Source organism: Mycolicibacterium vulneris, assembly GCF_002104765.1.
GTDB lineage: Bacteria > Actinomycetota > Actinomycetes > Mycobacteriales > Mycobacteriaceae > Mycobacterium > Mycobacterium vulneris.
In genome coordinates this window covers 114,384-136,693 of the sequence record NZ_NCXM01000017.1, presented here as the reverse complement: position 1 = coordinate 136,693, position 22,310 = coordinate 114,384, and the positions used below count along the sequence as shown (strand labels likewise).

Annotated in this window: 18 protein-coding genes, 1 pseudogene and 1 riboswitch; of the genes and pseudogenes, 9 read left to right on the top strand and 10 right to left on the bottom strand. The window is 66.7% G+C overall.

The annotated features are described in order from the left end of the window. A partial coding sequence (locus tag B8W69_RS17600; protein ID WP_500684400.1) for a 4-hydroxy-2-oxovalerate aldolase family protein occupies nucleotides 1–128 on the top strand: 128 nt, incomplete at its 5' end. 269 nt (nucleotides 129–397) lie between these two features. Here B8W69_RS17600 and B8W69_RS17595 read toward each other — a convergent pair. Beyond that, the gene (locus B8W69_RS17595; protein ID WP_245843286.1) at nucleotides 398–1,003 is read right to left on the bottom strand and encodes a TetR/AcrR family transcriptional regulator; all 606 of its coding nucleotides are present in this window, start codon (nucleotides 1,001–1,003) and stop codon (nucleotides 398–400) included. Nucleotides 1,004–1,527: 524 nt separating this feature from the next. Between B8W69_RS17595 and B8W69_RS17590 the strand changes: the two are divergent. Next, nucleotides 1,528–1,879: pseudogene (locus B8W69_RS17590) on the top strand (IS256 family transposase); the annotation flags it as partial. A 106-nt stretch (nucleotides 1,880–1,985) separates the two neighbouring features. Continuing rightward, entirely contained in the window at nucleotides 1,986–2,441 is a 456-nt protein-coding gene (locus B8W69_RS17585) for a nuclear transport factor 2 family protein (protein WP_085291079.1), read from the top strand. A gap of 354 nt (nucleotides 2,442–2,795) precedes the next feature. On the opposite strand, the gene B8W69_RS30340 is transcribed toward B8W69_RS17585, so the two are convergent. Continuing rightward, nucleotides 2,796–3,011, bottom strand: coding sequence for a hypothetical protein (locus B8W69_RS30340; RefSeq protein WP_133058011.1), 216 nt, complete (start codon nucleotides 3,009–3,011; stop codon nucleotides 2,796–2,798). Between the two features lie 239 nt (nucleotides 3,012–3,250). Beyond that, a riboswitch (M-box (ykoK) riboswitch) is annotated at nucleotides 3,251–3,423 on the bottom strand. Between the two features lie 123 nt (nucleotides 3,424–3,546). On the opposite strand from B8W69_RS30340, the gene B8W69_RS17580 reads away from it, so the two are divergent. Then, a complete protein-coding gene (locus B8W69_RS17580) occupies nucleotides 3,547–4,206 on the top strand; it encodes an O-methyltransferase (protein WP_085291078.1) in 660 nt (219 codons plus the stop codon). A 2-nt stretch (nucleotides 4,207–4,208) separates the two neighbouring features. Here the strand turns inward: B8W69_RS17580 and B8W69_RS17575 are convergent, their stop codons facing one another. The 8 genes from B8W69_RS17575 to B8W69_RS17540 all read right to left on the bottom strand — a co-directional run bounded on the left by B8W69_RS17575 (nucleotide 4,209) and on the right by B8W69_RS17540 (nucleotide 15,859). Beyond that, entirely contained in the window at nucleotides 4,209–6,203 is a 1,995-nt protein-coding gene (locus B8W69_RS17575) for an acyltransferase family protein (protein WP_085291077.1), read from the bottom strand. A 241-nt stretch (nucleotides 6,204–6,444) separates the two neighbouring features. Beyond that, complete coding sequence (locus tag B8W69_RS17570) at nucleotides 6,445–7,872, bottom strand: aldehyde dehydrogenase family protein (RefSeq protein WP_085291076.1); 1,428 nt, start codon at nucleotides 7,870–7,872, stop codon at nucleotides 6,445–6,447. A gap of 16 nt (nucleotides 7,873–7,888) precedes the next feature. Beyond that, nucleotides 7,889–9,595: a thiamine pyrophosphate-binding protein gene (locus B8W69_RS17565; protein ID WP_085291093.1), complete on the bottom strand. Its 1,707-nt coding sequence runs from the start codon at nucleotides 9,593–9,595 to the stop codon at nucleotides 7,889–7,891. A gap of 44 nt (nucleotides 9,596–9,639) precedes the next feature. Further along, on the bottom strand, nucleotides 9,640–10,782 hold the full coding sequence (locus B8W69_RS17560) for a CaiB/BaiF CoA transferase family protein (RefSeq protein ID WP_085291075.1): 1,143 nt from the start codon (nucleotides 10,780–10,782) through the stop codon (nucleotides 9,640–9,642). Between the two features lie 13 nt (nucleotides 10,783–10,795). After that, the gene (locus B8W69_RS17555) at nucleotides 10,796–11,764 is read right to left on the bottom strand and encodes an SDR family NAD(P)-dependent oxidoreductase (RefSeq protein ID WP_085291074.1); all 969 of its coding nucleotides are present in this window, start codon (nucleotides 11,762–11,764) and stop codon (nucleotides 10,796–10,798) included. Beyond that, nucleotides 11,761–13,608, bottom strand: coding sequence for a flavin-containing monooxygenase (locus B8W69_RS17550; RefSeq protein WP_085291073.1), 1,848 nt, complete (start codon nucleotides 13,606–13,608; stop codon nucleotides 11,761–11,763). The genes B8W69_RS17555 and B8W69_RS17550 overlap by 4 nt, the downstream gene beginning before the upstream one ends. Further along, complete coding sequence (locus B8W69_RS17545) at nucleotides 13,605–15,005, bottom strand: aromatic ring-hydroxylating oxygenase subunit alpha (protein WP_085291072.1); 1,401 nt, start codon at nucleotides 15,003–15,005, stop codon at nucleotides 13,605–13,607. The genes B8W69_RS17550 and B8W69_RS17545 overlap by 4 nt, the downstream gene beginning before the upstream one ends. Then, nucleotides 15,002–15,859 carry an SDR family NAD(P)-dependent oxidoreductase gene (locus B8W69_RS17540; RefSeq protein WP_085291071.1) on the bottom strand — a complete coding sequence of 286 codons (858 nt, stop codon included), beginning with the start codon at nucleotides 15,857–15,859 and terminating at the stop codon, nucleotides 15,002–15,004. Before B8W69_RS17540 ends, B8W69_RS17545 begins: the two co-directional genes overlap by 4 nt. Nucleotides 15,860–16,078: 219 nt before the next feature. Here B8W69_RS17540 and B8W69_RS17535 point away from each other — a divergent pair, with 219 nt between their 5' ends. From B8W69_RS17535 to B8W69_RS17515, 5 genes are read left to right on the top strand one after another with little or no spacing between them, the layout of a single operon-like run. Next, nucleotides 16,079–17,701: a Vgb family protein gene (locus B8W69_RS17535; protein WP_085291070.1), complete on the top strand. Its 1,623-nt coding sequence runs from the start codon at nucleotides 16,079–16,081 to the stop codon at nucleotides 17,699–17,701. Beyond that, nucleotides 17,701–18,441 (top strand): GntR family transcriptional regulator, encoded by a 741-nt coding sequence (locus B8W69_RS17530; protein ID WP_085291069.1) that lies wholly within the window; start codon nucleotides 17,701–17,703, stop codon nucleotides 18,439–18,441. The genes B8W69_RS17535 and B8W69_RS17530 overlap by 1 nt, the downstream gene beginning before the upstream one ends. Nucleotides 18,442–18,462: 21 nt before the next feature. Further along, nucleotides 18,463–20,055: an AMP-binding protein gene (locus tag B8W69_RS17525; protein WP_085291068.1), complete on the top strand. Its 1,593-nt coding sequence runs from the start codon at nucleotides 18,463–18,465 to the stop codon at nucleotides 20,053–20,055. After that, nucleotides 20,048–20,830 carry an SDR family NAD(P)-dependent oxidoreductase gene (locus tag B8W69_RS17520; RefSeq protein ID WP_085291067.1) on the top strand — a complete coding sequence of 261 codons (783 nt, stop codon included), beginning with the start codon at nucleotides 20,048–20,050 and terminating at the stop codon, nucleotides 20,828–20,830. Before B8W69_RS17525 ends, B8W69_RS17520 begins: the two co-directional genes overlap by 8 nt. Then, on the top strand, nucleotides 20,827–22,299 hold the full coding sequence (locus tag B8W69_RS17515) for an AMP-binding protein (RefSeq protein WP_181447429.1): 1,473 nt from the start codon (nucleotides 20,827–20,829) through the stop codon (nucleotides 22,297–22,299). Before B8W69_RS17520 ends, B8W69_RS17515 begins: the two co-directional genes overlap by 4 nt. The last annotated feature ends 11 nt before the right edge of the window (nucleotides 22,300–22,310 follow it).

The window sequence follows — 22,310 nt, the reverse complement described above, 5'->3', positions numbered from 1 at the left end:
ACCGGGCCGGCCAGCGCAAACTCATCGGCGGCCAGGAAGACCAGCTCATCGACATCGCGCTGGAGATCAAGCGCGAGGACCACACCGTCAAGGCCGTCACCGCTGACCAGACGCCGCAGGGGGCCTAACCAAATTGTTTCGAGCATCAGGCGACTCGCGTGGCCGAAGGCGGTGAGCACACATAGTTAGGCAACTACGTGGCTCGCGCACCACCACAGCCACACCTGTCAGCATCTCGTCATCCGCGACGGCAAAGCAGTCATTACCGACACCGCCGCGTGATCCGCAACTCAAACAGATACCGCATGACCCGGCTTCGCCGGGTGCCTTGGCCCTGCCTACTCACCATCGGAGGAAGGTGCCGGTACGGGACTCCCGGGCGGCCTCGCTTCTCCGATCAGGTAGAGGTCGCCGCTGCCGGCCTTGCCTGAGTGCTGTTTGGGCTCGCGGCGAACAGCGCCGTCACGACCGCGGGAACCTCATCCTGCTGGCTTCCCGGCAGGAGCAATGTCGATATCACACTGCGCAGAAAGAGATCTGCAAGTTGGCGTTCCGTCAATGCTCCACTCATCACCAGCGGTGACTCGTGGGTGGCCGGACCAAGCGCTTCGACGACCAAGTCAATCAAGTTCGGGAATATGTCACGGATTAACGACAACGTGAACTCCGGTGCTACGTCAAGCATCCGAGTCAGATCCGCTCCGGCGGCGTTATAGCCGGTCAGAGTATCCATAACGACTTTGACCCGCGATGAAGGATCGGGAGTAGCCGCGATAGCTTTTGCGAACGCCTCTGCGGCGCCCTCCTCGAAGTGGCGTCTCAGGTGCCTCAAAACGTCGTCTTTGCTGTCGAAATAACGATAGAAGGTGCCACGCGCTACCTGTGACGCCGCGCAAATGTCACTCACCGACAGCTTCTGGGTGCCCTTTCGGTTAAGCGCCTTCATAGTGCCTGTCAGAATCTTCTGCACGGCCTTGTTGGATCGCTGGCGGTCAACAGCCATTTGCTCTCCTCTGTGATTTGCTTAAGCGATTGGACCACCGGCTCGCCGGGAGGATAAAACCTTCTGGCTCACTCAGGTAACGATCCTCGATCTCCGTCTCGGGTTGGCAGTGCCAAGGGGGCTACGACAGTATCGACCCGCACTCCGACCAACCCGGCGCAGCGTAGCGCGCTGCGCGAACGCCCGCAGGACGTTGGCGCTCGGCCGGGCGGCGATGGTGTCGTCGACGACGATCTGGCCTGGTCCCGCGCCGGCCGTGCTGGCGGTGGAGTCGCCGCTTCGGCTGCCACATCGGTGAGGGCGCTCAGTTGGTCATCCTCGCCAGTGGTGAAGGTGACGCGGGTGGAACGCCGGTGCAGGCGTGGCGAGAGCCAGCAGGGCGGCCTCGGCTTCGAGCGCCGACGACGCGCGGTCCGACCGGGTAGCGCCGCGTCGAGAGTCCGGCCAGCGTCTTCTCCATCGCCACCTTGTTTAGGATCTCCCCCGTCGAGGAGAACAGCTCATACGACGGGATCGTCAGTTCCGCGGAATTGGACCGCACCCATTCCCGAGCGGCGGCCAGCCTGCGCGAAGGCCTCGATGAGACGCTTACCGTGCTGCGCCTGGGTGTGCCACCCACCTAGCCCGGATCCTGCATCGACCAACACCATCGAGTCGACGATTTTCGTTTATCGTGAACACGCCGCCAACGTCAAACGCTGGCGCGACGGGCAGATGGTATTGCGCTGGTGCGCCGCCGGCACGGTCGAGGCCGGCAAGCAGTTCCGCCGCGTCAACGGCCACCCGCACCGATCGACGCATCGTGCCGCGCCGAAACGTGAGAGCTCCGAACCTGTCGGAGCCGTCGTGCACGATGACGAGGTGGGCGCAGCCTGATGCTCACCGGACCGCCACCGAAGTTCCACGGAGCTCGGGATATCTTCGAGTTGTTGCTGGGCCAGCCCTGGTCGGCTAGATCGGCGCTTGTGCGCCTTCAGAGAGGATGGTCGTGAACGACTACGAAGCGATCAGACGCGTTATCGCGTTGCACGCTCAGCTACTCGATGAGCGTCGATGGCCCGAACTTGCGGCGTTATTCTGCCCGGATGGTGTGCTGCCGTGGGGTGGAAACACATTTCGGGGGCGAAAGGAGATCATCGAGGGACTGCCCGGGACGCAACCAGAGATCCCGCACAGGATCAAACATTTCGTGTACGCACCGGTAATCGAGATCGATGGAGACGATGCCAGAGCCTGGAGCGATGTGATCGTGTCGCTGGTACCCGAAGAGGGCCCGGCCGAGATGTCGTTTGTAGGGCGCTATCACGATCACCTTCGTCGTGAAAATGGTCGCTGGCTACTGTCCAAGCACATCACGGTGAAAACCGGCGACGCCCTGCCTGACGATGAACGATTGCCGTCAGGGCTTTATGCCGACGACCTGACCCGCCAAGAGTAACCGCTGATGCTCGCCGGGCCACCACCGAAATTCCGCGGAACAGACGACATCCTCTCGCAGACAAGAGGATTCAAATGACGATCTATCTAAAAGATAAGTGGTCAGGGTAACGCAGGCTTGCCGATATTGACTAAGCGCTGGAAGGCGCTCGCGATCTACCCCGGTCTAATGTGACCCGCACACCAGCCAGTCTAGTGGACACACGCGATTCTTCAGTCGCAGATGCCAATATCCTTGGTGCAGAACACAATTGGCGAGTCCACCGATTAGGTTCAAGCGAGAGGCTGCGGCCGAAGTGACCAACGCGCCTGCGGCGACGGGCGGCGCTGTGACGCCCGTCGCCGAGGCAGTGGTTCAGCGGCGGTTGCTGTCCGAACCCGGCGCGTGACCACCCAGCGACGCGGTGACCATCGCGACCGGCATCCTCGACACGTACAGGTTGGCCCGCTCCTGCGGGGTCAGGCCGGCCTGCAGGTGAAACCTGTTGGCCAGCAACCGGCCGGCACGCAGCATCGAGCGTCCGCGCATCCGGGAAGCAGTGGAAAAACGGTGCGTGATAACAAAAGCCATGATCTTCTTCTCCTGACGGAGGCCCGATCGGCATCGGCACGGCGTCTCAGCCGCGCAGCACCAGGGGAGGTCAGGCGGTGGGAGAAATGCCGGAACCGGATCGGGACAAGACGGAATTCGGATAGGTACTATCGCCGGGACTCATCTCGCCCTCACCTCCTCACGGCCAAGACACACGCGGGTGTCACCACATTCACCTGAACGAAAGAGGAAGGAATGACCCGCGACACATGCCGCGGGTCGCACCCCTCTCGTCGGAGCTTCGGCACTGCACGGCGTATCCGGAATATTCCAGAAGCCACTTGGGCTCAACCCTTGGGTCCGGGAAGAGCTGTCCTGACCCGGGGCGTCTCTCGACGTTCGGGGTCAGTGGCCTGTATCCATGCAGACGCCTCACCTACCGAGGTGCTTGCGGAATCCATAGTGACACCGCGGTCGCGGACTCGTCAAACGCTCGTCAAACGCTTAACGCATCCCTGACGCCCGGCGCGGCTCTCCCAGCGCCCGCCCAGGCTGCGCGCCTAGGCTCGATGCCATGCCCACAACGTTGCAGGATGCCCGGGTCGCTTCGACGCTCGACCGCATGTACGCCGAGTCGAAAAACCAGATGTCGCTGCTGCGCGAGCGGCGCGGCACATTCGATCGCCCGATGACTGCACAGGAGCGGGCCGAGGCGATGAGCGAGTTCTACATCCCGGTGACACCGGAAGCCGGCCGGCTGCTGTATTCACTGGTACGCGCCACCCGCCCGGCAACCATCGTCGAATTCGGGATGTCTTTTGGCATTTCCGCGGTGCACCTGGCCGCCGCGGTGCGCGACAACGGCACCGGTCGGGTGGTGACCACCGAACTCAGCGATACCAAGATCACCGCTGCCAAGCAGACGTTCGCCGAGACCGGCCTGGACGATCTCATCACCATCCTCGAAGGCGACGCGCTGTCCACGCTGGCGGACCTGGCGGGGCCGGTCGATTTCGTCTTGCTCGACGGCTGGAAGGACCTGTATCTACCCGTGCTTGAGCTGCTGGAACCGCGCCTTTCACCCGGTGTGCTGGTCATCGCCGACAACGCCAGCTCGGCCGACATGGCGCCTTATCTGGACCGGGTGCGCAACCCCGATAACGGCTACGTGAGCTTCAACTTCCAGGTTCGCGACAGCGACAGCATGGAGATCAGCTGTCGCACAAGCGGTTAGGACTACCTCAGCGATTCCTCGAGCCACGGCGTCAGCCACTTCACCCCTTCGGGGGTGAGGTGGACGCCGTCGCTGCGCACCTTGATGCCGTCGACCTTGGCGGTGTAGACGCCGTCGGGGCACAGCTTCTTGTTCAAATCGAGGATCGCGACGTTCGGGTGATGGCTGACGGTCTTGCGCAACATGGTGTTCCACAGGTTGACCCGATCCGGCTGGTCCTCCGGATACAGCCGACCGTCCGGCTTTTCACCGCCCCGGCTGTAGGGGACGGTGGCGACCACCACGTGGACACCGGTGGCACCCACGATGGTCAGCGCCCGTTCGAGCTCACCGTTGAGGTAGGCGTCGAACGTCGGGTCGCCGATGTGGGTCCACTGGCCCTCGTTGACCCGGTCCACCGTTTCCCAGCGGCCGATGACCAGCAGCGCGACGTCCGGCTGATCCTGGCTGACCTGCCTCGACCAGCGAATCGGCCAGCCGTCGCATTCGGATCGTTGCTCGAGAGTCTGGCCGATGTAGCGGTACGGCGTGCCCCGCACCAGGCTGCATCCGATGACGGTGTGGTCGAGGAACGAGAACCCCGGCGTCGGAGGCAGGTAGTGCATCCAGGTCCACCCGATCGAATCACCGAACACCGAGACGGTGAACGGCCGATTGGCATCTCGGGGCCGGCCGGCGCCGGGCGGCGACGGCGAGACCGCCGCGACCGCCGAGACCCCGGGCGGTAGGCCGACCTCGCGCAGACCGGGCCCGGTGCCGACCGGGACCACCAGCAGCGTCACCGCGGCGGCGCTGGCCACGGTCGCGGCCGCCAGAGGCAGCAGCGGCACCCGCGCCGGCCGCCAGCGCCGGATGGGTTGTTCGAGCAGCCAATACGACACCGCGGCGAGCACCAGCGTGGCGCCGCACCGCGCGGCGAACAACGGCAGCCCGGACCACCCGGTGCGTTCGCCGTTGAGCGCCAAGAAGATTGGCCAATGCCACAGGTAGACGCCGTAGGAGATGGTTCCCAGCCACACCAGCGGGCGCAACGCGAGTGCCCGGGCGACGAGGCCGCGCTGCTCCAGCGCGACGGGTGCGATCACGATCACCGCCGCGATCGCGACCCCGATCAGCAGGCCGTGCCGGAATTCGCCGCTGGCGCCGGTGGCGTAGTGCGTCGCCGCGGCCAGCCCGGCCAACCCGAGTAGCGGCAGCACGCGGGCGACCCGGCGCCCCCATCGGCTGCGGATCATGCACCAGCCGCGGTTCATCGACGGCCAGTCCCGAACCAGGAGTGCGGCCGACGCGGCGCCCACCAACAGTGCCTGCGCGCGGGTATCGGTGCCGAAGTAGATCCGGTCCCGGGTGCCATCCGACGTCATGACGATGGCGAGCACAGCCGAGGCCAGTGCGCCCACGGTGGCGATCAGGAACGTGGCGAACCGCACACCGCCGACAGTGGCCCGGGTCGAGCGGCGCCTGGCGCGGGCGGCGAGCAGCAGGGTGACCGCGATGAGCAGGACCGGCCAGACGAAGTAGTACTGCTCCTCCACCCCGAGTGACCAGGTGTGCTGTAGCGGCGAGGGCGGCGCGCCCTGGGTGAAGTAGTCGGTCTTCTGGGCGACGAACCGCCAGTTCGCCATCCACAAGAAGGCCGCGATGGCGTCATCGCGCAACCCGGTCAGCGACCGGTCCGGCAGCAGCTGGCGGGCCGCGGCGACAGTGAGCACCATCAGCACCAGCGCGGGCAGCAGTCGCCGGGCGCGCCGGATCCAGAAGCCGGTCAGCTCGATACGGCCGGTGCGGCCCAGCTCGTCCAGCAGCAGCGAGGTGATCAGGAATCCGCTGAGGACGAAAAAGACGTCTACGCCGATGAATCCGCCGCTGACGCCGGGGATGCCGCCGTGCCCGACGAGCACCAGCGCAACCGCGATCGCGCGCAGTCCGTCGAGTGCCGGGATCCCACTGGCCCGCTCCGGCCGGTCCCAGATGGCCAACCGGCCGACGCGGCGCATGGGGGCGACCCATCGGGGCCGAGTACGACGAGCCGGTGCGGGGTGAGACCCGCCCGGCTCGGTGCTTGCTGTCAGCGCGCCGTAACTACCATCTCGCCCGGCGCCATGGTTGATGCCGATACGTCGCTGCCCCTCCTGCTGTTGAGTTCAGCAAGCCAGCCTAGAGGCGGGCGCGCAGGATCAGGTGGAGGACACGCGAGGTGTTTTTCGCAGCGCTGCGTTCGGATTTCGGCCCGGCGCGTCAAGCCTTGTCAGGCGCGTAGCCCAGGGTGCTCTTGACTTCCAGGTACTCGTGGAAGCCGAATTCGCTCCATTCGCGGCCGTTGCCGCTGCGCTTGTACCCGCCGAACGGTGCATTCATGTCGAATGCGTGATTGATGGTCACCCAGCCCGCGCGGATCTTGCGGGCGACGTCGCGCGCCGTGTCGAGGTCGGCCCCCGAAACGAAGCCGGCGAGGCCGTATTGAGTGTCGTTGGCGATCTCGACGGCGTGGTCGAGGTCGTCGTAGCCGAGGATGCACAGCACCGGCCCGAAGATCTCCTCGCGCGCGATCGACATGTCGTTGGTGACGTGCGCGAAGACGGTCGGCTTGACGTAGTAACCCTTGTCCAGTCCGTCCGGCCGGCCCGGGCCCCCGGCGACCACGGTCGCGCCCTCGTCAACGCCCTGCTGGATCAGGCGCTGCACCTTCTCGAACTGCATCCTGGACGCCACCGGCCCGATAGCCGTCGCGTCGTCGGTTCCCACGGCGACTTTCTCAGCGGCCTCCCGCGCGATGGTAATGGCCTCGTCGATACGGGAATTCGGGACGAGCATGCGCGACGGCGCGTTACAGCTCTGCCCGGAATTGGGCATCATGTTGGCCACGCCGGCGCGGACGCCCGCGGCGAAGCCACTGTCGTCGAGGACGATGTTGGGGCTCTTGCCGCCGAGCTCCTGGGTCACTCGTTTCACGGTCGCGGCGGCATTGGCGGCCACCTCCACACCGGCGCGGGTGGATCCGGTGAACGACACCATGTCGATGTCGGGATGGCTCGCCAGGGCCACGCCGACGCCCGGACCGTCGCCGTTGATCAGGTTGAACACCCCGGCCGGCACGCCCGCGGCATCCAGGATCTCGGCGAAGATGTAGGGCGAATACGGGGCCACCTCAGAAGGTTTCAGGATGACGGTGCAGCCGGTCGCCAGCGCCGGGTAGACCTTGACCGCGACCTGGTTGATCGGCCAGTTCCACGGCGTGATCAGACCGCAGACGCCGATCGGTTCCCTGGCGATCAACGTCGCCCCTTTATGTTCCTCGAAGGAAAAGTTTTTCAGGGCGTCGATCGCGGTGGTGAGGTGGCCGATCCCGAGAAAGACCTGCGGCCCAGCGGCCAGCGAGGGCGGCGCGCCGATCTCCTCGGTGACCGCCTCGGCGAGATCGTCCGCGCGCTTCTGGTATTCGGCGAGGATGGCCTGCAACAGGTCCAGGCGCTGCTCGCGGGTGCTCTGCGACCAGCCGGCGAAGGCCCGCCGGGCGGCGTTGACCGCCACGTCGACATCGGCCGCCGATCCCAGCGAGATCTTCCCGGAAACCTGCTCGGTCGCCGGGTTCTCGACGTCGAAGGTGTTGGGCCGCAGCGGGTCGACCCACTGTCCGTCGATGTAGAACTTCAGGTATTCGCGCATCGGATCGATCCCTTTCTTACTGGGTGCCTTCGGCGTACCAGGTCCGGAACTCGTCGTACTTGGGCATCTCCTCGGAATTAGCCTTCGGATCGATGCAGACGTGGACGACAGCTGTCTTGCCGCTAGCGTAGGCCCGCTGGATAGCCGGACCGATCTCATCCTCCTTCTCGACGTACTCACCGTGACAGCCGAAGCCCTCGGCGACCTTGTCGAGGCGGACGTCCTTGCTCCAGTGCACGCCGGGCTGCGGCGACGGCTGCTCGAAGGTGCGCTTGTAGACGCCCACCTCGAGACCCCACTGGTGGTCGACGCCCACCACACACACCAGCGGAAGGTTTTGCCGCGCGGCGGTTTCCAGCTCGGCGATGTGGAACAGGAACGCCGAGTCGCTGGTCAGCAGCATCACCGGGCGCTTGCCACCCTCGGCGACCGAGGCTCCGACCGCGTACGGCAGGCCGGTGCCGAGATGGCCGAAGTTCTGGTTCCAGATGACGTCGCGCGGTTTGGCCTGCGAGTAGGTCCACTGGAAGATGACGGTGGCGCCGCCGTCACGGACCATGATGCCGTCCTTCGGGAACGCCTTGGTGGCCTCGACGACGAACCGCGCCGGGTGCACCGGCGTCCGGCCCGTCGGCGCGTTCTCGGCGAGCTGCGCCAGCTCCACCGCGTCGTCGGATATCCAGCGTTCGAGGTCGGCCGATGCCCTTCTCGGGGTGTCTTTGAGCGCTTCCACCAGCTGAGGGACCACGCCGCGAAGGTCACCGACCAGGGGGATGTCGATGGGGCGGTTGACGCCGATGGCCACCGGATCCTGTTCGACCAGAACCCATTTGCGCTTCGCGTCGTTCTGCGCCCAGTGACGGGTCTTGCCGTAGTGGCTGGGTTCGCCGAGCTCTGTGCCGAGCGCGACGCACAGATCGGATTTCACCACCGCCTCGACGGCCGCCGGCGAGAACCCGTAGGCGAAGGTGCGGTCCTCCAGACCCTGGATGAATGAGGTGCCGCCGGAGGTCTGGATCACCGGGCACTGCATGAGGTCGGCCAGCTCCCGCACCGCCGCGCCGGTGCGCGAGGTGTGGACGCCGTGTCCGACCAACAGGATCGGGCTTTCCGCCGCACGGATCAGCTCCGCCGCTTCGGCCACCTCGCGCTCACCCGCGGTCTGGTTCACGAGTCGGTACCGTTCGGGCGGCAGCGGATCCGGCACGTCGAGCTCCTCCAGGATGACGTGCGACGGGTACTCGATGTAGGCCGGGCCCGGGGTGCCGGACATGGCGCGACGGATCGCCTCGTGGACGATCTCGTCGGTCTGGTCGGCGTACTCGATGGATGCGCTGTATTTGACGGACGACGCGAAAAGCGGTTCTTGGCGCACGAATTGGATGCGTCCGCGCCGCACCCGGCGCTCGGTGATGCGGGCCCGCTGGCCGCCGAGGAAGATCACCGGCGAGTTCTCCACCAGCGCGCACTGGATCGCTCCGGCGATGTTGGCCATGCCCGGGCCGAGCGTGCCGATGCACAGGCCGGGCTTGCCCGTCATGCGCGACGCGGCCTCGGCCATGAATCCCGCGCTCAGCTCGTGGTGCGGCGCGACCACCGACCATCCGCGGGCGTCGGCCTCGGCGAACATGTGCACGAAGTTCGGGTCGGGGATACCGAAGATCGTGTTCACGCCCTCGGCCTCGAACAGGTCGAGGATGCGTTTGTAGACGGGGACAGCCATCGTGGGAAACTCCTTCACTGACAATCTGTTTCGTTGAGCAAGCGTTATCCAGGGTTGGCGTCGACGGCCAGGCCCAGCTGGTCGAGGATCTCCGCGGTATGGGCGCCGAGCTCGGGCGCCGGCCCCGCGACGCGGCCCGGTGTCTGGGAGAACCAGGTGGGTACGCCGGGGAAGCGCACCGGCCCGTGCGGGCTGTCCACCGTCTCGAACATGCCGACGGCGTTGAGATGCGGATCGTCGAACAGCGCGCCGGGCGTGTTCAGCGGCGCGGCCGGTATCTCGAGCTCGCGCAGCAGCTGCAGCCACTCGGCGGTGGTCCGCTCTTTCATGGTCTCGGCGACCAGCCCGTAGACGGTGTCGATCTCGCGGGCGCGCTGTTCCAGCGTCGAATACAGCTCGCTGGCCCACGGCGGCTGAACGGTTTTCATGAAGGCGTTCCAGTGCTTGTCGTTGTAGATCAGCGCGGCGATGTAGCCATCGCTGGTTCGGTACGGCCGGCGGTTGGGCGCCACGGTGCGTGGATACACCGCGGGCCCCAGCGGGGGGTCGAACAGGGCGCCGTTGGCATGTTCGACGAGCATGAACGAGGCCATGGTCTCGAACATGGCGACCTCGACTTCCTGGCCCTGCCCGGTGCGCTCGCGGTGGAACAGCGCCATCGTCGTCGCGTACAGCGCCGTCAGCCCGGCGATCTTGTCGGCCATGATGGTTCCGACGTAGTCGGCCTCGCCGGTCAGTTGCTGTTGCACCGCCGGCAGGCCGCATTCGGCCTGGATCGTGTCGTCGTAGGCGGGGCGGTCGTGGTCGGGCCCGCGTCGCCCGTATCCGTAGCAATTGGTGTAGATGACAGCGGGATTGATCGCGGCGACGTCGTCGTAGCCGAAGCCGAGCTTGGCGATCGCCTTGGCGCGCATCGAGTGGATGAACACGTCGGCGGTCTCGATGAGGGCGCGCAGCGCGCGCGTTCCGGCGTCGGTCTGCAGGTCCAGCACGATGCTGCGCTTGCCGCGGTTGACGTTGACGAACACCCCGCTCATGCCAGGCACCGGTCCCACCGAGATATAGCGGGTGTTATCCCCTTGCGGTGGTTCGACTTTGATCACATCGGCGCCCATGTCGGCCATGATCTGCGTGCAGTACGGGCCCATCACCATCGCGGTGAGGTCGATCACGCGCACACCGGCCATCGGGCCCGTCGGGCTAGCCATTGAGCGCTCCTTGGTCGGTTGAGTCATGCAGTTCGTTTGACCTCTGAGCCAGTTCGAAGCTGTAGCGGATGTGCTCGTTGTGTCCGTCCGGGACTACCGGAAAGATGAGGGGAGCCTCGACGTACCGGATCGCATCCAGGTGGCTGCCGACCTCCTCGATGGTCCACGACGGCCGGCTCACGCCCGGGCTCTCCACGATGACCGCCCGTGCCACGCGGCCCGCCAGCGCGATGAACAATTCGCCGGTCACCGAACAGGTTTCGTGCGCGAGCCAGCCCACGACCGGCGCAACGAGCTCCGCGCCCATCGGCGGGTAGGCCGAGGTGTCGATGCCTTCGGCCATCCGCGTCACCGCGGCCGGCACGATCGCGTTGCATCGCACGCCCTCGGCGGCGCCTTCGAGCGCGACGACATTGGACAAGCCGATCACCCCCGCCTTGGCGGCCGCGTAGTTAGCCACATTGTGGTTTCCGTACAGGCCGCCGATCGACGACGTCAGCACGACGCGCCCGTAGCCCGCCTCGCACATCAGCGGAAAGGCCGGCCGCACCACGTGGAAGGCGCCGCGCAGGTGCACGTCGAGCACGGCGTCGAAGTCCTCGTAGCTCATCTCCTTGAGCGAGCCGCGACGGACGTTGCCGGCGTTGTGAATCAGGATGTCGATGCCGCCGAAGTTGTCGACCGCGGTCTGGATGATCTCCTGCCCGCCGTCGGGGGTGGCCACCGATGCGCTGCATGCAATGGCCTCTCCCCCGGCCGCGGTGATCTCGGCGACCACCTGCTCGGCGGGCCCGTCGCCGGCCCCGTCGCCGTCGAGGTTGCCGCCGGCGTCGTTGACGACCACCTTCGCCCCGCGCGAGGCCAAGAGCATGGCGTAGGAGCGGCCGAGCCCTCGACCGGCTCCGGTCACCACGGCAACGCGGCCGTCGAATCGTAGTTGCGCCGCAAAGGTTTCGCTCAAGTGCCGAGCACCAGCCCGTCCAGATCGCCCTTGTCGCGCCACACCCGCAGCAGGTCCTCGAAGGCGTAAAACCCCGGACCGTACGGCTCGCCCAGGTGTGAGCGGATTCCTTCTCCCCCGCCGCCGCCTTCGTTGTTGTAGTAGCCGGGCGTGCATTGGGCGTCGAAGGCCGAGTTGTCGACCGCGGTTTCCCGGATGGTCGCGCACCACTCCTCTTGCGCCGCTCGGCTGGGCTCCACGGTGGTCGCACCCCGTTTGAGCGCCTCGGCGATGATGTAGGCGATGTGCTCGCCCTGCAGCTCGTAGTTGGCGGCGATGTTGGCGGAGATGCCGACCTGGGTGAAGCCGGTGTAGAACTGGTTGGGGAAGCCGCGGCTGGTCATCCCGTGCAGCGTCTTGTAGCCGTCGCCCCAGTAATCGAACAGCGACAGCCCGTCGCGTCCCTCGATCGTTTCGATCGAGTAGCGGCGGCTGATCTCGGTGGTGATTTCGAAGCCGCTGGCGTAGATGATGCAGTCGACCTCGTACTCGACACCGTTTGCTACCAAACCCTTTTCGGTCGCCCGTTCGACGCCCTTGCTCGAGGACACGTCGACCAGCGTCACATTCGGCCGGTTGAAGCTGGCCAGGTAGTCGTCATTGGAGCACGGGCGCTTACACAGGAAGCGGTAGTACGGCTTGAGGGCTTCGGCGGTCGCGGCGTCCTCGATCAGGCCGTCGATGCGGCGCCGCAGCCGCTCCATGATCTTGTAGTCCTCTTCCTCCCGGATCGCCATGAACTGCTCGGGGGTCAGCGACGCGGGATCATCCAGGGCGAGCACCCGGGCGGCGGTGTTGCGCCCGAGCTCGGTCCAGAAGTCGCACACCAGATCCGGCTGGCCCAGCGCCATGCCCTCGAACGTCCACGAATGGAAGTTGCGCTGCCGCTCCCGTTGCCAGCCGGGCCGCAGCGTCTTCACCCATTCCGGATCGGTCGCGGTGTTGTTGCGCGCGTCGACGGTCGACGGCGTCCGCTGGAAGACGTAGAGATGTTTGGCGTCGCGGGCGAGGAAGGGCACGATCTGGATGCCGGTGGCGCCGGTGCCCACCACCGCGACGCGCTTGTCGGCCAGCTTGTCCAGGTTGCCGCTGACGTCACCGCCGGTGTAGTCGTAATCCCACCGCGACGAGTGGAAGCTGTGTCCGCCAAAGGCTTTGATGTCGGGGATGCCGGGGAGTTTCGGGCGGTGGAACGGGCCGGACGCCAGGACGACGAACCGGGCGCGGATATCGTCGCCGCGGTTGGTGCTGATGCGCCACCGCTTGATCCCTTCGTCCCACCTCAGGTCGTGCACCTGGGTGGAGAAGATCGCCGAATCGTAGAGGCCGAAATGCTTGCCGATGTTCCGGCAGTGCTCGAAGATCTCGGCACCGTCGGCGAACTTCTTCGACGGCATGAAATCGAGCTCTTCGAGAAGCGGTATGTAGCAGTAGGATTCGTTGTCGCATTGGATGCCGGGGTACCGGTTCCAGTACCAGACGCCGCCGAAGTCGCCGCCGAGCTCGATGACGCGGACGTCGTCGACCCCGGCCTTCTTCAGGTGGGCCGCTGACAGCAGGCCACCGAAGCCGCCGCCCAGGACCGCCACGTCGATGTCCTCGCAGATCGGCTCCCGCGGCGTCGCGGGCGTGTACGGGTCGACTTCGTAGTAGCCGGCGAAGTCGTCCTCCAGCTCGATGTACTGCTTGGAACCCTCTTTGCGCAGCCGCTTTTCGCGTTCGTGGGCGTATTTCTCGCGCAGCGCGGCGATGTCGAAGTCGTCGGGCGTCTGCGTGGGCCCGCAACCGTCTTGGTACATCGTCATGCCCGGGGGTGCTCCTTACCTGACAGTTCCTGGGGCTCACCGGCTCCCATATATCTCGACAATTGGTAGTGCAGGTTGACGGTGCTGCGCTCGCGGTACGGATTGGGCTTGGTGCCCGGGAAGCCCAGGGACTTCATCCCCTGCTGCACGGCGGCCATGTTGGAGAAGTCCTGCGGCAGTACCGAGCGCCACCTGGAGTCGCCGACCGGCGTGTACTCCCACTCCGTCTGCGGCTCTTGGCCTTTCGGGTAGAGCTCGAAGACAGACACCTCGAAGAGGCACTTGTCCGGGTTGTAGCTGGGGTGGGGCCGCGCGCCGTAGCACAACGCGCTGGTCAGGCCCTGGCCGATCTGGAAGTTCGGGAAGATCTGCCATGCGGTGCCGGCCTGCCCGAGGATGTCCGCGGGGATCGTCGGCCAGATCACCCCGCGGGCCTCGTCGTCGCGGCGCGCCGATGCCAGCCAGTGCTCGAGCACCTTGTCCGCGGGTGTCCCCTCGGGCAACTCGTCCACCAGTCGCTTGGCCGCGTTCACCAGCGTCTGGGTGGTGGTGGCGTTGGTCTCCTCCATCGTGTACACCTGCATCTCCGCGGTCGAGACACGAGGATCGGCGCCGATGCCGAGGCGGATCTTGGACTTGGTGGCCTCCAAGTCCTCGGGCGCGTCGTAGCCGATATGGCTGTGCTTGCCCTGCGCTTTCGCCCAGCCCTTGAACTCGCCGAACTTATTGAATTCCGGATGCGTGGTGTAGACGTGGTAGGTCTCGTTGAAGGCCTCCAGCGCGACCTTCCAGTTGCAGTCGAAGGACAGCCACTTGCGCCATTTGTAGCGCATGTTCTCCAGGCCGAACGGGTCGAGAATCTTCGCGGCGGGGAACAAGAAGTCGGCCAGCGGCTCGCAGTCGGGGTCCATGTTGATCCATAACCAGCCACCCCAGGTGTCGACCCGGACGGGTCGAAGGTGGGTGTTGTCGGGCGTGAGCGCGTCCTGCCAGTCCTGCTGCTCGCGGATGTGGGTGCACGCGCCGTCCAGGCCGTAGGTCCAGCCGTGAAAGCCACAGACAAACGACTTTCGGGTTCGCGCACAGGCGTTCTTGGCGCCCTCGGGAGTGTCGATCAGCCGGCGCCCGCGGTGCATGCAGACGTTGTGGTGGGCGTGAAACTCGTTGGCACCGGTGCGCACCACGATGATCGAGTCGTCGAGAATGTCGTAGGTCAGGTAACTGCCCACCTCGGGCAACTCCTCGACGCGGCCGACCTGCTGCCAGACCTTGCGCCACAGCTTGTCGCGCTCGGCGCGGGCATAGTCCTCGGAGATGTACGCCTCGACCCCGATGGTCATCGGCGTCGAGAGTTCCTCGGCCGCTTCGGGATTCGCGCCCTTGGCCAGGTCGGTCATCGCATCCTCCTAATTGCCGCACGGAAGGATTCGTCTTTGAGGAACAGCGAGGTGTTGTCGGCGCCGAGGTGGCTCCACTTGAGGTCCAGGCCGCCGTCGACGAGCAGCGTCTGGCCGGTGACGTAGCTCGACAGCTCCGAGAGCAGAAAGAGGATGACACCGGCCTGCTCCTCAGGCCGCCCGCGACGGCCCATCGCGATCGCCCGCCGGTCGCGCTCGGGGTCCTCGTCGATGTAGGTGCGCGAGGCCGCGGTCTCGGTGACGCCGGGCGCCACGGCGTTGACCCGAATTCCCGCCTGCGCCAACTCCACGGCCATGGTGCGCGTCATCGCGGTGATCGCGGCCTTGGCTGTCCCGTAGGCAATGTGGAACGGCGCGGTGTTCATGCCGCTGATCGAGGAGATCGACACGATCGACCCCGGTCGTTGCTGCGCGACGAGTTCAGCTGCGACGGCCTGGCCCATGAAGAATGCCGTTTCGAGATTGTCGGTGAAGATCTTGCGCCAGTCGCCGCGCGACACCCTGGTGGACGGCATCCACGTCGACGGCTCCGCGCCGCCGGCGACGTTGACCAGCCCGTACAAGTCGCCGTCGGCGCGGCGCGCGTGGTCGATCACCGTGGCGATGCCCTCGTCGGTCGACGCGTCGGCCGCGACGGGCACCACGGGCAGCCCTTGCTGTGCCAGCGGAGCGACGTGTTCGTCGAGGTTTTCCTTCGACCGGCTCACCGCGATCACGGTGGCCCCGGCCCGGGCGGTCATGGCGGTGACCGTCGTGCCGATGCCGCCCCCGCCGGCGCCGGAAACCACCACGACGCGGCCGTCGAGCCCTAGAAGTGCCCCGTGATCGGCCATGACCCGCTTTCCCCTGCCGCTATCGCGTCACGCGTCCGCAGCGGGATCAATACTCAGTTTGTCCGGACAAAATATGGCATTCTGCCCGTTGGAGAACACTATTCCGATCGGTGGACTTCGCTGTCAAGGTCGTTTCTGCTCCGGCCGGCGGCTATTGTCTGGACTAGGCGGAGTTGATAGCGTCCAGCGCGAACGGCTGACGGAAGGACCTCGGCGAGCATGTCCACCTCACGGGCCATCTCAGCGCAGCCCTCGCGGTATGCGCTGTCGCACCCCATCGACGTCGCCGAGGGCTGGGAGTTGGAACGGGTCACCGCGCCCAGTCGGCTGTTCGGCGCCAACGGTCTGCGCACCGGCCCGGACGGTCGTATCTACATCGCCCAGGTGACCGGCAGCCAGATCAGCGCCCTGGATCACCGCACCGGCGAACTGGTGACCGCCAGCCCCAAGGGCGGCGACATCGTGGCGCCCGACGACGTCGCCTTCGACCCCGACGGCAACCTGTACGCAACCGAGGTGATGGACGGCCGGGTGAGCGTGCGCGACACCGGCGGGCGGACGCGGGTGCTGCGCGACGACGTGCCGTCGGCCAACGGCATCACCTTTCACCAGGGCCGGTTGTTCATCGGTGAATGCCGCGAGGGTGGCCGACTGCTGGAATTCGACCTGGCGGGCGGACCGCCGCGGGTGCTCTTGGAGAACGTGCCTTCGCCGAACGCGATGGAGGTCGGCCCGGACGGCCTATTGTATTTCCCCGTGATGGGCGCCAACGAGATCTGGCGCATCGATCCCAATGGCGGCGAACCGCAGTGCGTGGCGGGCAATCTCGGTGTGCCCGACTCGGTCAAGTTCGACGCGCAGGGCCAGATCGTCTCGACGCAGGTGGCCAGCGGTCAGGTGCTGCGCATCGATCCCCGCAGCGGCGAACAACGGCTGCTCGCTGAACTGACTCCGGGTCTGGATAACTGCACCTTCGTCGGCGACCGGCTGTTCGTGTCCAACTTCACCGGCGAGATCACCGAAATATCGCCCGACGGCACAACGCGATCCGTGCTGGCGGGCGGCCTCAACTGGCCGATGGACCTGGCGGTGGGCCACGACGGGCGGCTCTACATCGCCGACGGCACATACTTCTATGTCGCCCTGCCTGATGGGTCACTGCACACCGCGGGAATGTTGTTCAGCCCCGGCTATCCCGGGTTCCTGCGCGGCGTCGCGGCCAGCGGGCCCGGGGAATTCGTCGTCACCACGTCCGGCGGCCAGGTCGCCCGTTACCGGCCGGAAGCGAGCGAAACCGAAGTGCTGGCAGACGGTTTCGACCAGCTCTACGGTGTCGCGGTGAGCGCGACCGGTGTGGTGTTCGCGGAGCTGGGCACCGGGCGGGTGCTATCGCTGCAATCGGGTGGCATCCAGGTGCTGGCGACCGGGTTGCGTGAACCGGTGGGTGTCGCGATCGACGCGGACGGGGCGTGTCTGGTGGCCGAGGCCGGAGCCGGCCGGGTGATCAGGGTGAGCGGTTCGCGGATCGACACCGTTGTCGCTGACCTGCAACGCCCGCAAGGCATTCTGGTGCGGGGCGGTGTGCTCTACGTCGTCGACGCCGGAGCCAAGGAGTTGATCGGGGTCGATCTGGGCAACGATGCGCGGCGGACGATCGCCGCCGGGCTGCCGGTCGGTCCCCCGCCTGGTGTGACACCCAAGCCGCTGCGCGGCATGCCGCCGTTCTCCGGACCGCAGGGCCCCTTCGCGGGCATCGCCGCCGCGCCCGACGGGACGCTCTACCTCTCGGCCGACGGCGACGGCAGCGTGCTGGCCTTTCGCCCGACACCGGACGGACCGTGATGCCCCAGGCGATCGCGGGCGACCACCGCTACCTGCAGATTGCGCGCACGCTGCGCAAGGAGATCGTCGACGGCGTTTACCCGGTGGGTTCGCAGTTGCCCACCGAACACCAACTCTGCGAACGCTTTGCGGTGAGCCGCTACACCATCCGCGAGGCGCTGCGCCGGCTGCGCGAGGACAACCTGGTGGCCTCCCGGCCGCGCGCGGGCACCCGGGTGGTCCCCCGGCCGGCCTCGAGTTCCTATGCCCAGGACGCGATGTCGATCGACGACCTCCTGGCGTTCGCGGCAGGCGCGCAGCTGACTATCGAATCCAACGCGATGGTGACGATCGACGACGACCTCGCCGCCCGGACGGGCCTCGAGGTCGGCAGCCAGTGGCTGTCGGTGCGCGGTTACCGACAGGCCGACGGCGCGCCGGTCCCGTTGTGTCGCACCGAGTACTACGTCAACCGCAGTTTCGCGGCGGTGGGCAGGCTGCTGCAACGCCACGCCGGCCCGATATTCCCGTTGATCGAGGACCTCTTCGGCGTGAGCGTCGCCCAGTTGCACCAAGAGATCGCCGCCGTCCAGCTGTCTCCGGAGCTGGCCGACGGCCTCGCTGTCGAAGCGGGCACGGCCGCGCTACAGATGCGGCGCACCTATACGACCTCCGACGGCGAGGTGGCCCAGGTGACGATCAACACCCACCTGTCGTCGAGGTTCCGGTACGCGATGACCATGCGTCGCGTGGACGAATAGGCCGTCCGAGATGAGGTCGCGGTGATGGCCCGAACCGCCCAGGATGTGGCGCACGCGGCGGAGGCATACCGGCGCGGATTGTGGGTGCACACGACGCTCGCCGATGCGCTGCGAACCGCTGCTACGGAATCGCCGCACCGAACGATATTGGTGGACCGGGATATTCGGCTGGATTGCGCCACGCTGCACGCTCAGGCAAGCGCGCTGGCCGGTGCCCTGTTGGCCCGCATACCCACGGGCAGCGTCGTGTCGTTCATGCTGCCGAACTGGCGCGAGAGCGCCGTCATCTACCTGGCCGCGACGCTCGCCGGCATGGTGGTGAACCCGATCCTGCCGTCGCTGCGCGACTACGACCTGCGCTATATCCTCGAAGACGCCGGTACCGCAATGGTTTTCGTCCCACAGCAATACGGTGGGCATGACTACCCGGTGATGCTGGAACGCGTGACAGCCTCGATGGACCGGGCGCCGGAGGTGGTGGTGCTGCGCGGCGACGCCGGACCGCACACACCGTATGCGGCTCTGCTGGGGCTGGCGCCGCAGGACGCGACCCTGCCGGCACTGGATCCCGATGCGGTGCGGATGATCCTGTACACCTCCGGCACCACGAGCCGGCCGAAAGGAGTCCTGCACACCCACAATTCGATGCACGCACTCATCTGCCAGATCCGCGAGCACTGGACGATCGCCCCGGGCGACACGTTCCTGGTGCCGTCGCCGATAGCCCACATCGGCGGTTCGATATACGCGTTCGAATGCCCGCTGCTGCTGGGCACCACGGCGGTGCTGATGGACCGCTGGGATGCGGCCGGGGCGGTCGCGCTGATGGACTCGCACCGGTGCACGCACATGGCGGGGGCCACGCCGTTTCTGCAGCAGCTGCTGTCCGCCGCGCAGCGCGCCGGCACCCACCTGCCCGACCTGAAGGTGTTCATCTGCGGGGGCGCATCCGTATCGCCGTCGTTGATCCGCCGCGCCGCTGAGTATTTCGACCGCGCGGCGGTCACCCGGGTATACGGCTGCACTGAGGTACCGGTCGCGACCGTCGGCGCGCCCCGGCCGGACGAAGCGGACCGTGCGGCCGACACCGACGGCAGGCCGGGAATCGCCGAGATCAAGCTCGTCGCGCACGAGGCTGCGCCCGCCGGCGACGGGGAGATCTGCGTCCGGGGTCCGCAGATGCTGCTGGGTTACCGGCATCCCGAGGACCATTCCTGCGATGCCGCAGGCTTTTTCCACACCGGGGATCTCGGCCGCTGGGTCGATGACCGGTACCTCGTCGTGACCGGCCGGGCCAAGGACGTCATCATTCGCAGCGGCGAGAACATCTCGGCCAAGGAGGTCGAGGACCTGCTCGCCGACCACCCCTGCATCGCCGAGATCGCGGTCGTCGGGCTGCCCGACGAGCGCACGGGTGAGCGGGCCTGTGCGGTAATCGTCCCCGCGGGCGCCGAGACCCCGGATGTCGCGAGCCTGCTTGCCCTGCTGGTGAGCAAGGGCGTCGCGAAATTCAAGGCCCCGGAGCAGGTTGTGCTCTGGGATGCCCTGCCGAAGAACGACGCGGGCAAGGTACTCAAGCATCAGATCCGGGCGTCGCTGATGAAGGATGGGTGAGATGCAGGTCGCAATCGTCACGGGTGCAAGCAGCGGGATCGGCCTGGGGTGCGCCACAAAGCTGGCCGAGATGGGCATGGCCGTCGTCGGAACCGGCCGCGACGAGGCGCGGCTTGCCGAACTGGCAAGCGCGGTCGGCGATCCGGATCGCGTCGCGACCCTCGCCGTCGATCTCACCGACGATGACGCGCCGCGCCGCATCGTGGACCTCGCGGTCGGTCGGTGGGGACACATCGACTTCTTGATCAACAACGCCGGTGCGGGCAGCCCCAAGCCGCTACACGAAACCGACGACGAAACCCTGGACTACTTCCTGGGTTTGATGTTGCGGGCGCCGTTTCGGCTCGCCCGCGACGTGCTGCCGCACATGGCGCCCGGCTCGGCGATCATCAACGTGACATCGACCTTCGCGGTCGTTGGCGGCCTGCGCGGCGGCGCCTACTCCGCCGCCAAGGGCGGACTGACCGCGCTGACCACCCACATCGCCTGCCAGTACGGCGCGTCCGGCATCCGCTGCAACGCGGTCGCGCCCGGGGTGACCGTGACACCGATGGTCGAAAAGCGTCTGGAGGACGAGCGATTCCGCAAGATCAACACCGAGATGACGCCGCATCAGCGGCTGGGCCGCATCGATGACATCGCCAGCACCGTCGCGTTCCTGTGTTCGCCCGGCGGAAGTTTCATCAACGGCCAGACGATCGTCGTCGACGGCGGCTGGAGTTCGACGAAGTACCTGTCGGAGTTCGCGCTGGAATCGCAGTGGATCCAGCGATGAATCTGTTCGCGCTGCTCGATGCCGCCGCGAGCCGGTTTCCCGATCACGGCGCCGTGTATCTCGGGGACCGGTGCGTGTGCACCTGGGTTGAGCTACGCGACCGGGCCTTACGTTTGGCCGCGTCGATCCGGCGGCAGTACGACGCCGGCGCCCGCATCGCGATCGCGACGCACAACCGCCCCGAGATCATCGAGTTGATGTTCGCGACCTGGGCCGCCGAATGCGTCGTCGTCCCGATCAACTACAAGCTGCATCCGCGCGAGATGGCGCAGATCCTCGACGACGCGGGAGCGGCGCGGGTGTTCGCCTCGTCGGCGATCGGCGCCGAGCTCGCTCCACTGACCACGACGCCGACGGAACTCATTGATTCCGATAGCTATTCGCAGCGGCTCGCCGCCAATCCGTCGGCGCCACCGCATACCGATCCGTCGGCGCTGGCTTGGCTGTTCTATACCAGCGGCACCACCGGCCGCTCGAAGGGCGCCATGCTGACACACCGCAACCTCACGGCGATGACGGTCGCGCACCTGGCCGACATCGACGCTCCCGACGAGAACTGCAGCCTGGTGCACGCGGCACCGATGTCGCACGGCTCCGGACTGTACGTCCTGCCGTACGTGCTGCGCGGTGCCCGCCAAATACTGCCCGCCTCAGGTGCATTCGATCCCGACGAATTCCTGGATCTCTGCGAGCACCACCCGGCCGCCAGCGCATTCCTGGCCCCGACGATGGTGCAACGGCTGGTCGCCACGGGCCGCACCCGCCCGGCTAATCTCAGGACGATCGTCTACGGCGGCGGACCCATGTACGTCGAAAGCCTGCGCAAGGCGATCGCGGCGTTCGGCCCGATCTTCGCGCAGATCTACGGGCAGGGCGAGTCACCGATGACCATCACCGGGCTACGACGCGCCGATCACGAATCGGGCGACGACGCGATCCTGGGTTCGGTCGGTTACGCGCGATCGGGCATGGAGGTCGCGGTGCTGGGCCCGGACGGCCACCCGGCGCCGCCGGGCGAGATCGGCGAAATCGTTTGTCGCGGAGACGCGGTCATGTCCGGGTACTGGGAAAACCCCGAAGCCACCCGCGCCGCGCTCAAGGGCGGCTGGCTCTACAGCGGCGACATGGGCTCGTTCGACGCGCGTGGCTTTCTCACGCTGCGGGACCGGTCGAAGGACGTCGTCATCAGCGGCGGGAGCAACATCTACCCGCGCGAGGTGGAGGAGGTGCTGCTCGAACACCCCGGCGTCGCCGAGGCGTGCGTGGTGGGCACCCCCGACGCCGAGTGGGGCGAGATCGTGGTCGCCTTCATCGTCGGCGCGGTCGAACCCGCGGCGCTGGACGCGCATCTGCTGGAGCGCATCGCACGCTTCAAACGACCCAAGCGTTACGAATTCGTCGACGAGCTACCGAAGAACAGCTACGGCAAGGTGCTCAAACGGGAACTGCGGGCCAGCCTCGTGCACTGAGACCCGCTATG

Bases quoted from the DNA above. Each gene is read 5' to 3' on its own strand.
- B8W69_RS17595 (WP_245843286.1), bottom strand. From the start codon at position 1,003: ATGGCTGTTGACCGCCAGCGATCCAACAAGGCCGTGCAGAAGATTCTG.
- B8W69_RS17585 (WP_085291079.1), top strand. From the start codon at position 1,986: ATGGTCGTGAACGACTACGAAGCGATCAGACGCGTTATCGCGTTGCAC.
- B8W69_RS30340 (WP_133058011.1), bottom strand. From the start codon at position 3,011: ATGGCTTTTGTTATCACGCACCGTTTTTCCACTGCTTCCCGGATGCGC.
- B8W69_RS17580 (WP_085291078.1), top strand. From the start codon at position 3,547: ATGCCCACAACGTTGCAGGATGCCCGGGTCGCTTCGACGCTCGACCGC.
- B8W69_RS17575 (WP_085291077.1), bottom strand. From the start codon at position 6,203: ATGCGCCGCGTCGGCCGGTTGGCCATCTGGGACCGGCCGGAGCGGGCC.
- B8W69_RS17570 (WP_085291076.1), bottom strand. From the start codon at position 7,872: ATGCGCGAATACCTGAAGTTCTACATCGACGGACAGTGGGTCGACCCG.
- B8W69_RS17565 (WP_085291093.1), bottom strand. From the start codon at position 9,595: ATGGCTGTCCCCGTCTACAAACGCATCCTCGACCTGTTCGAGGCCGAG.
- B8W69_RS17560 (WP_085291075.1), bottom strand. From the start codon at position 10,782: ATGGCCGGTGTGCGCGTGATCGACCTCACCGCGATGGTGATGGGCCCG.
- B8W69_RS17550 (WP_085291073.1), bottom strand. From the start codon at position 13,608: ATGACGATGTACCAAGACGGTTGCGGGCCCACGCAGACGCCCGACGAC.
- B8W69_RS17545 (WP_085291072.1), bottom strand. From the start codon at position 15,005: ATGACCGACCTGGCCAAGGGCGCGAATCCCGAAGCGGCCGAGGAACTC.
- B8W69_RS17540 (WP_085291071.1), bottom strand. From the start codon at position 15,859: ATGGCCGATCACGGGGCACTTCTAGGGCTCGACGGCCGCGTCGTGGTG.
- B8W69_RS17535 (WP_085291070.1), top strand. From the start codon at position 16,079: ATGTCCACCTCACGGGCCATCTCAGCGCAGCCCTCGCGGTATGCGCTG.
- B8W69_RS17530 (WP_085291069.1), top strand. From the start codon at position 17,701: ATGCCCCAGGCGATCGCGGGCGACCACCGCTACCTGCAGATTGCGCGC.
- B8W69_RS17520 (WP_085291067.1), top strand. From the start codon at position 20,048: ATGGGTGAGATGCAGGTCGCAATCGTCACGGGTGCAAGCAGCGGGATC.
- B8W69_RS17515 (WP_181447429.1), top strand. From the start codon at position 20,827: ATGAATCTGTTCGCGCTGCTCGATGCCGCCGCGAGCCGGTTTCCCGAT.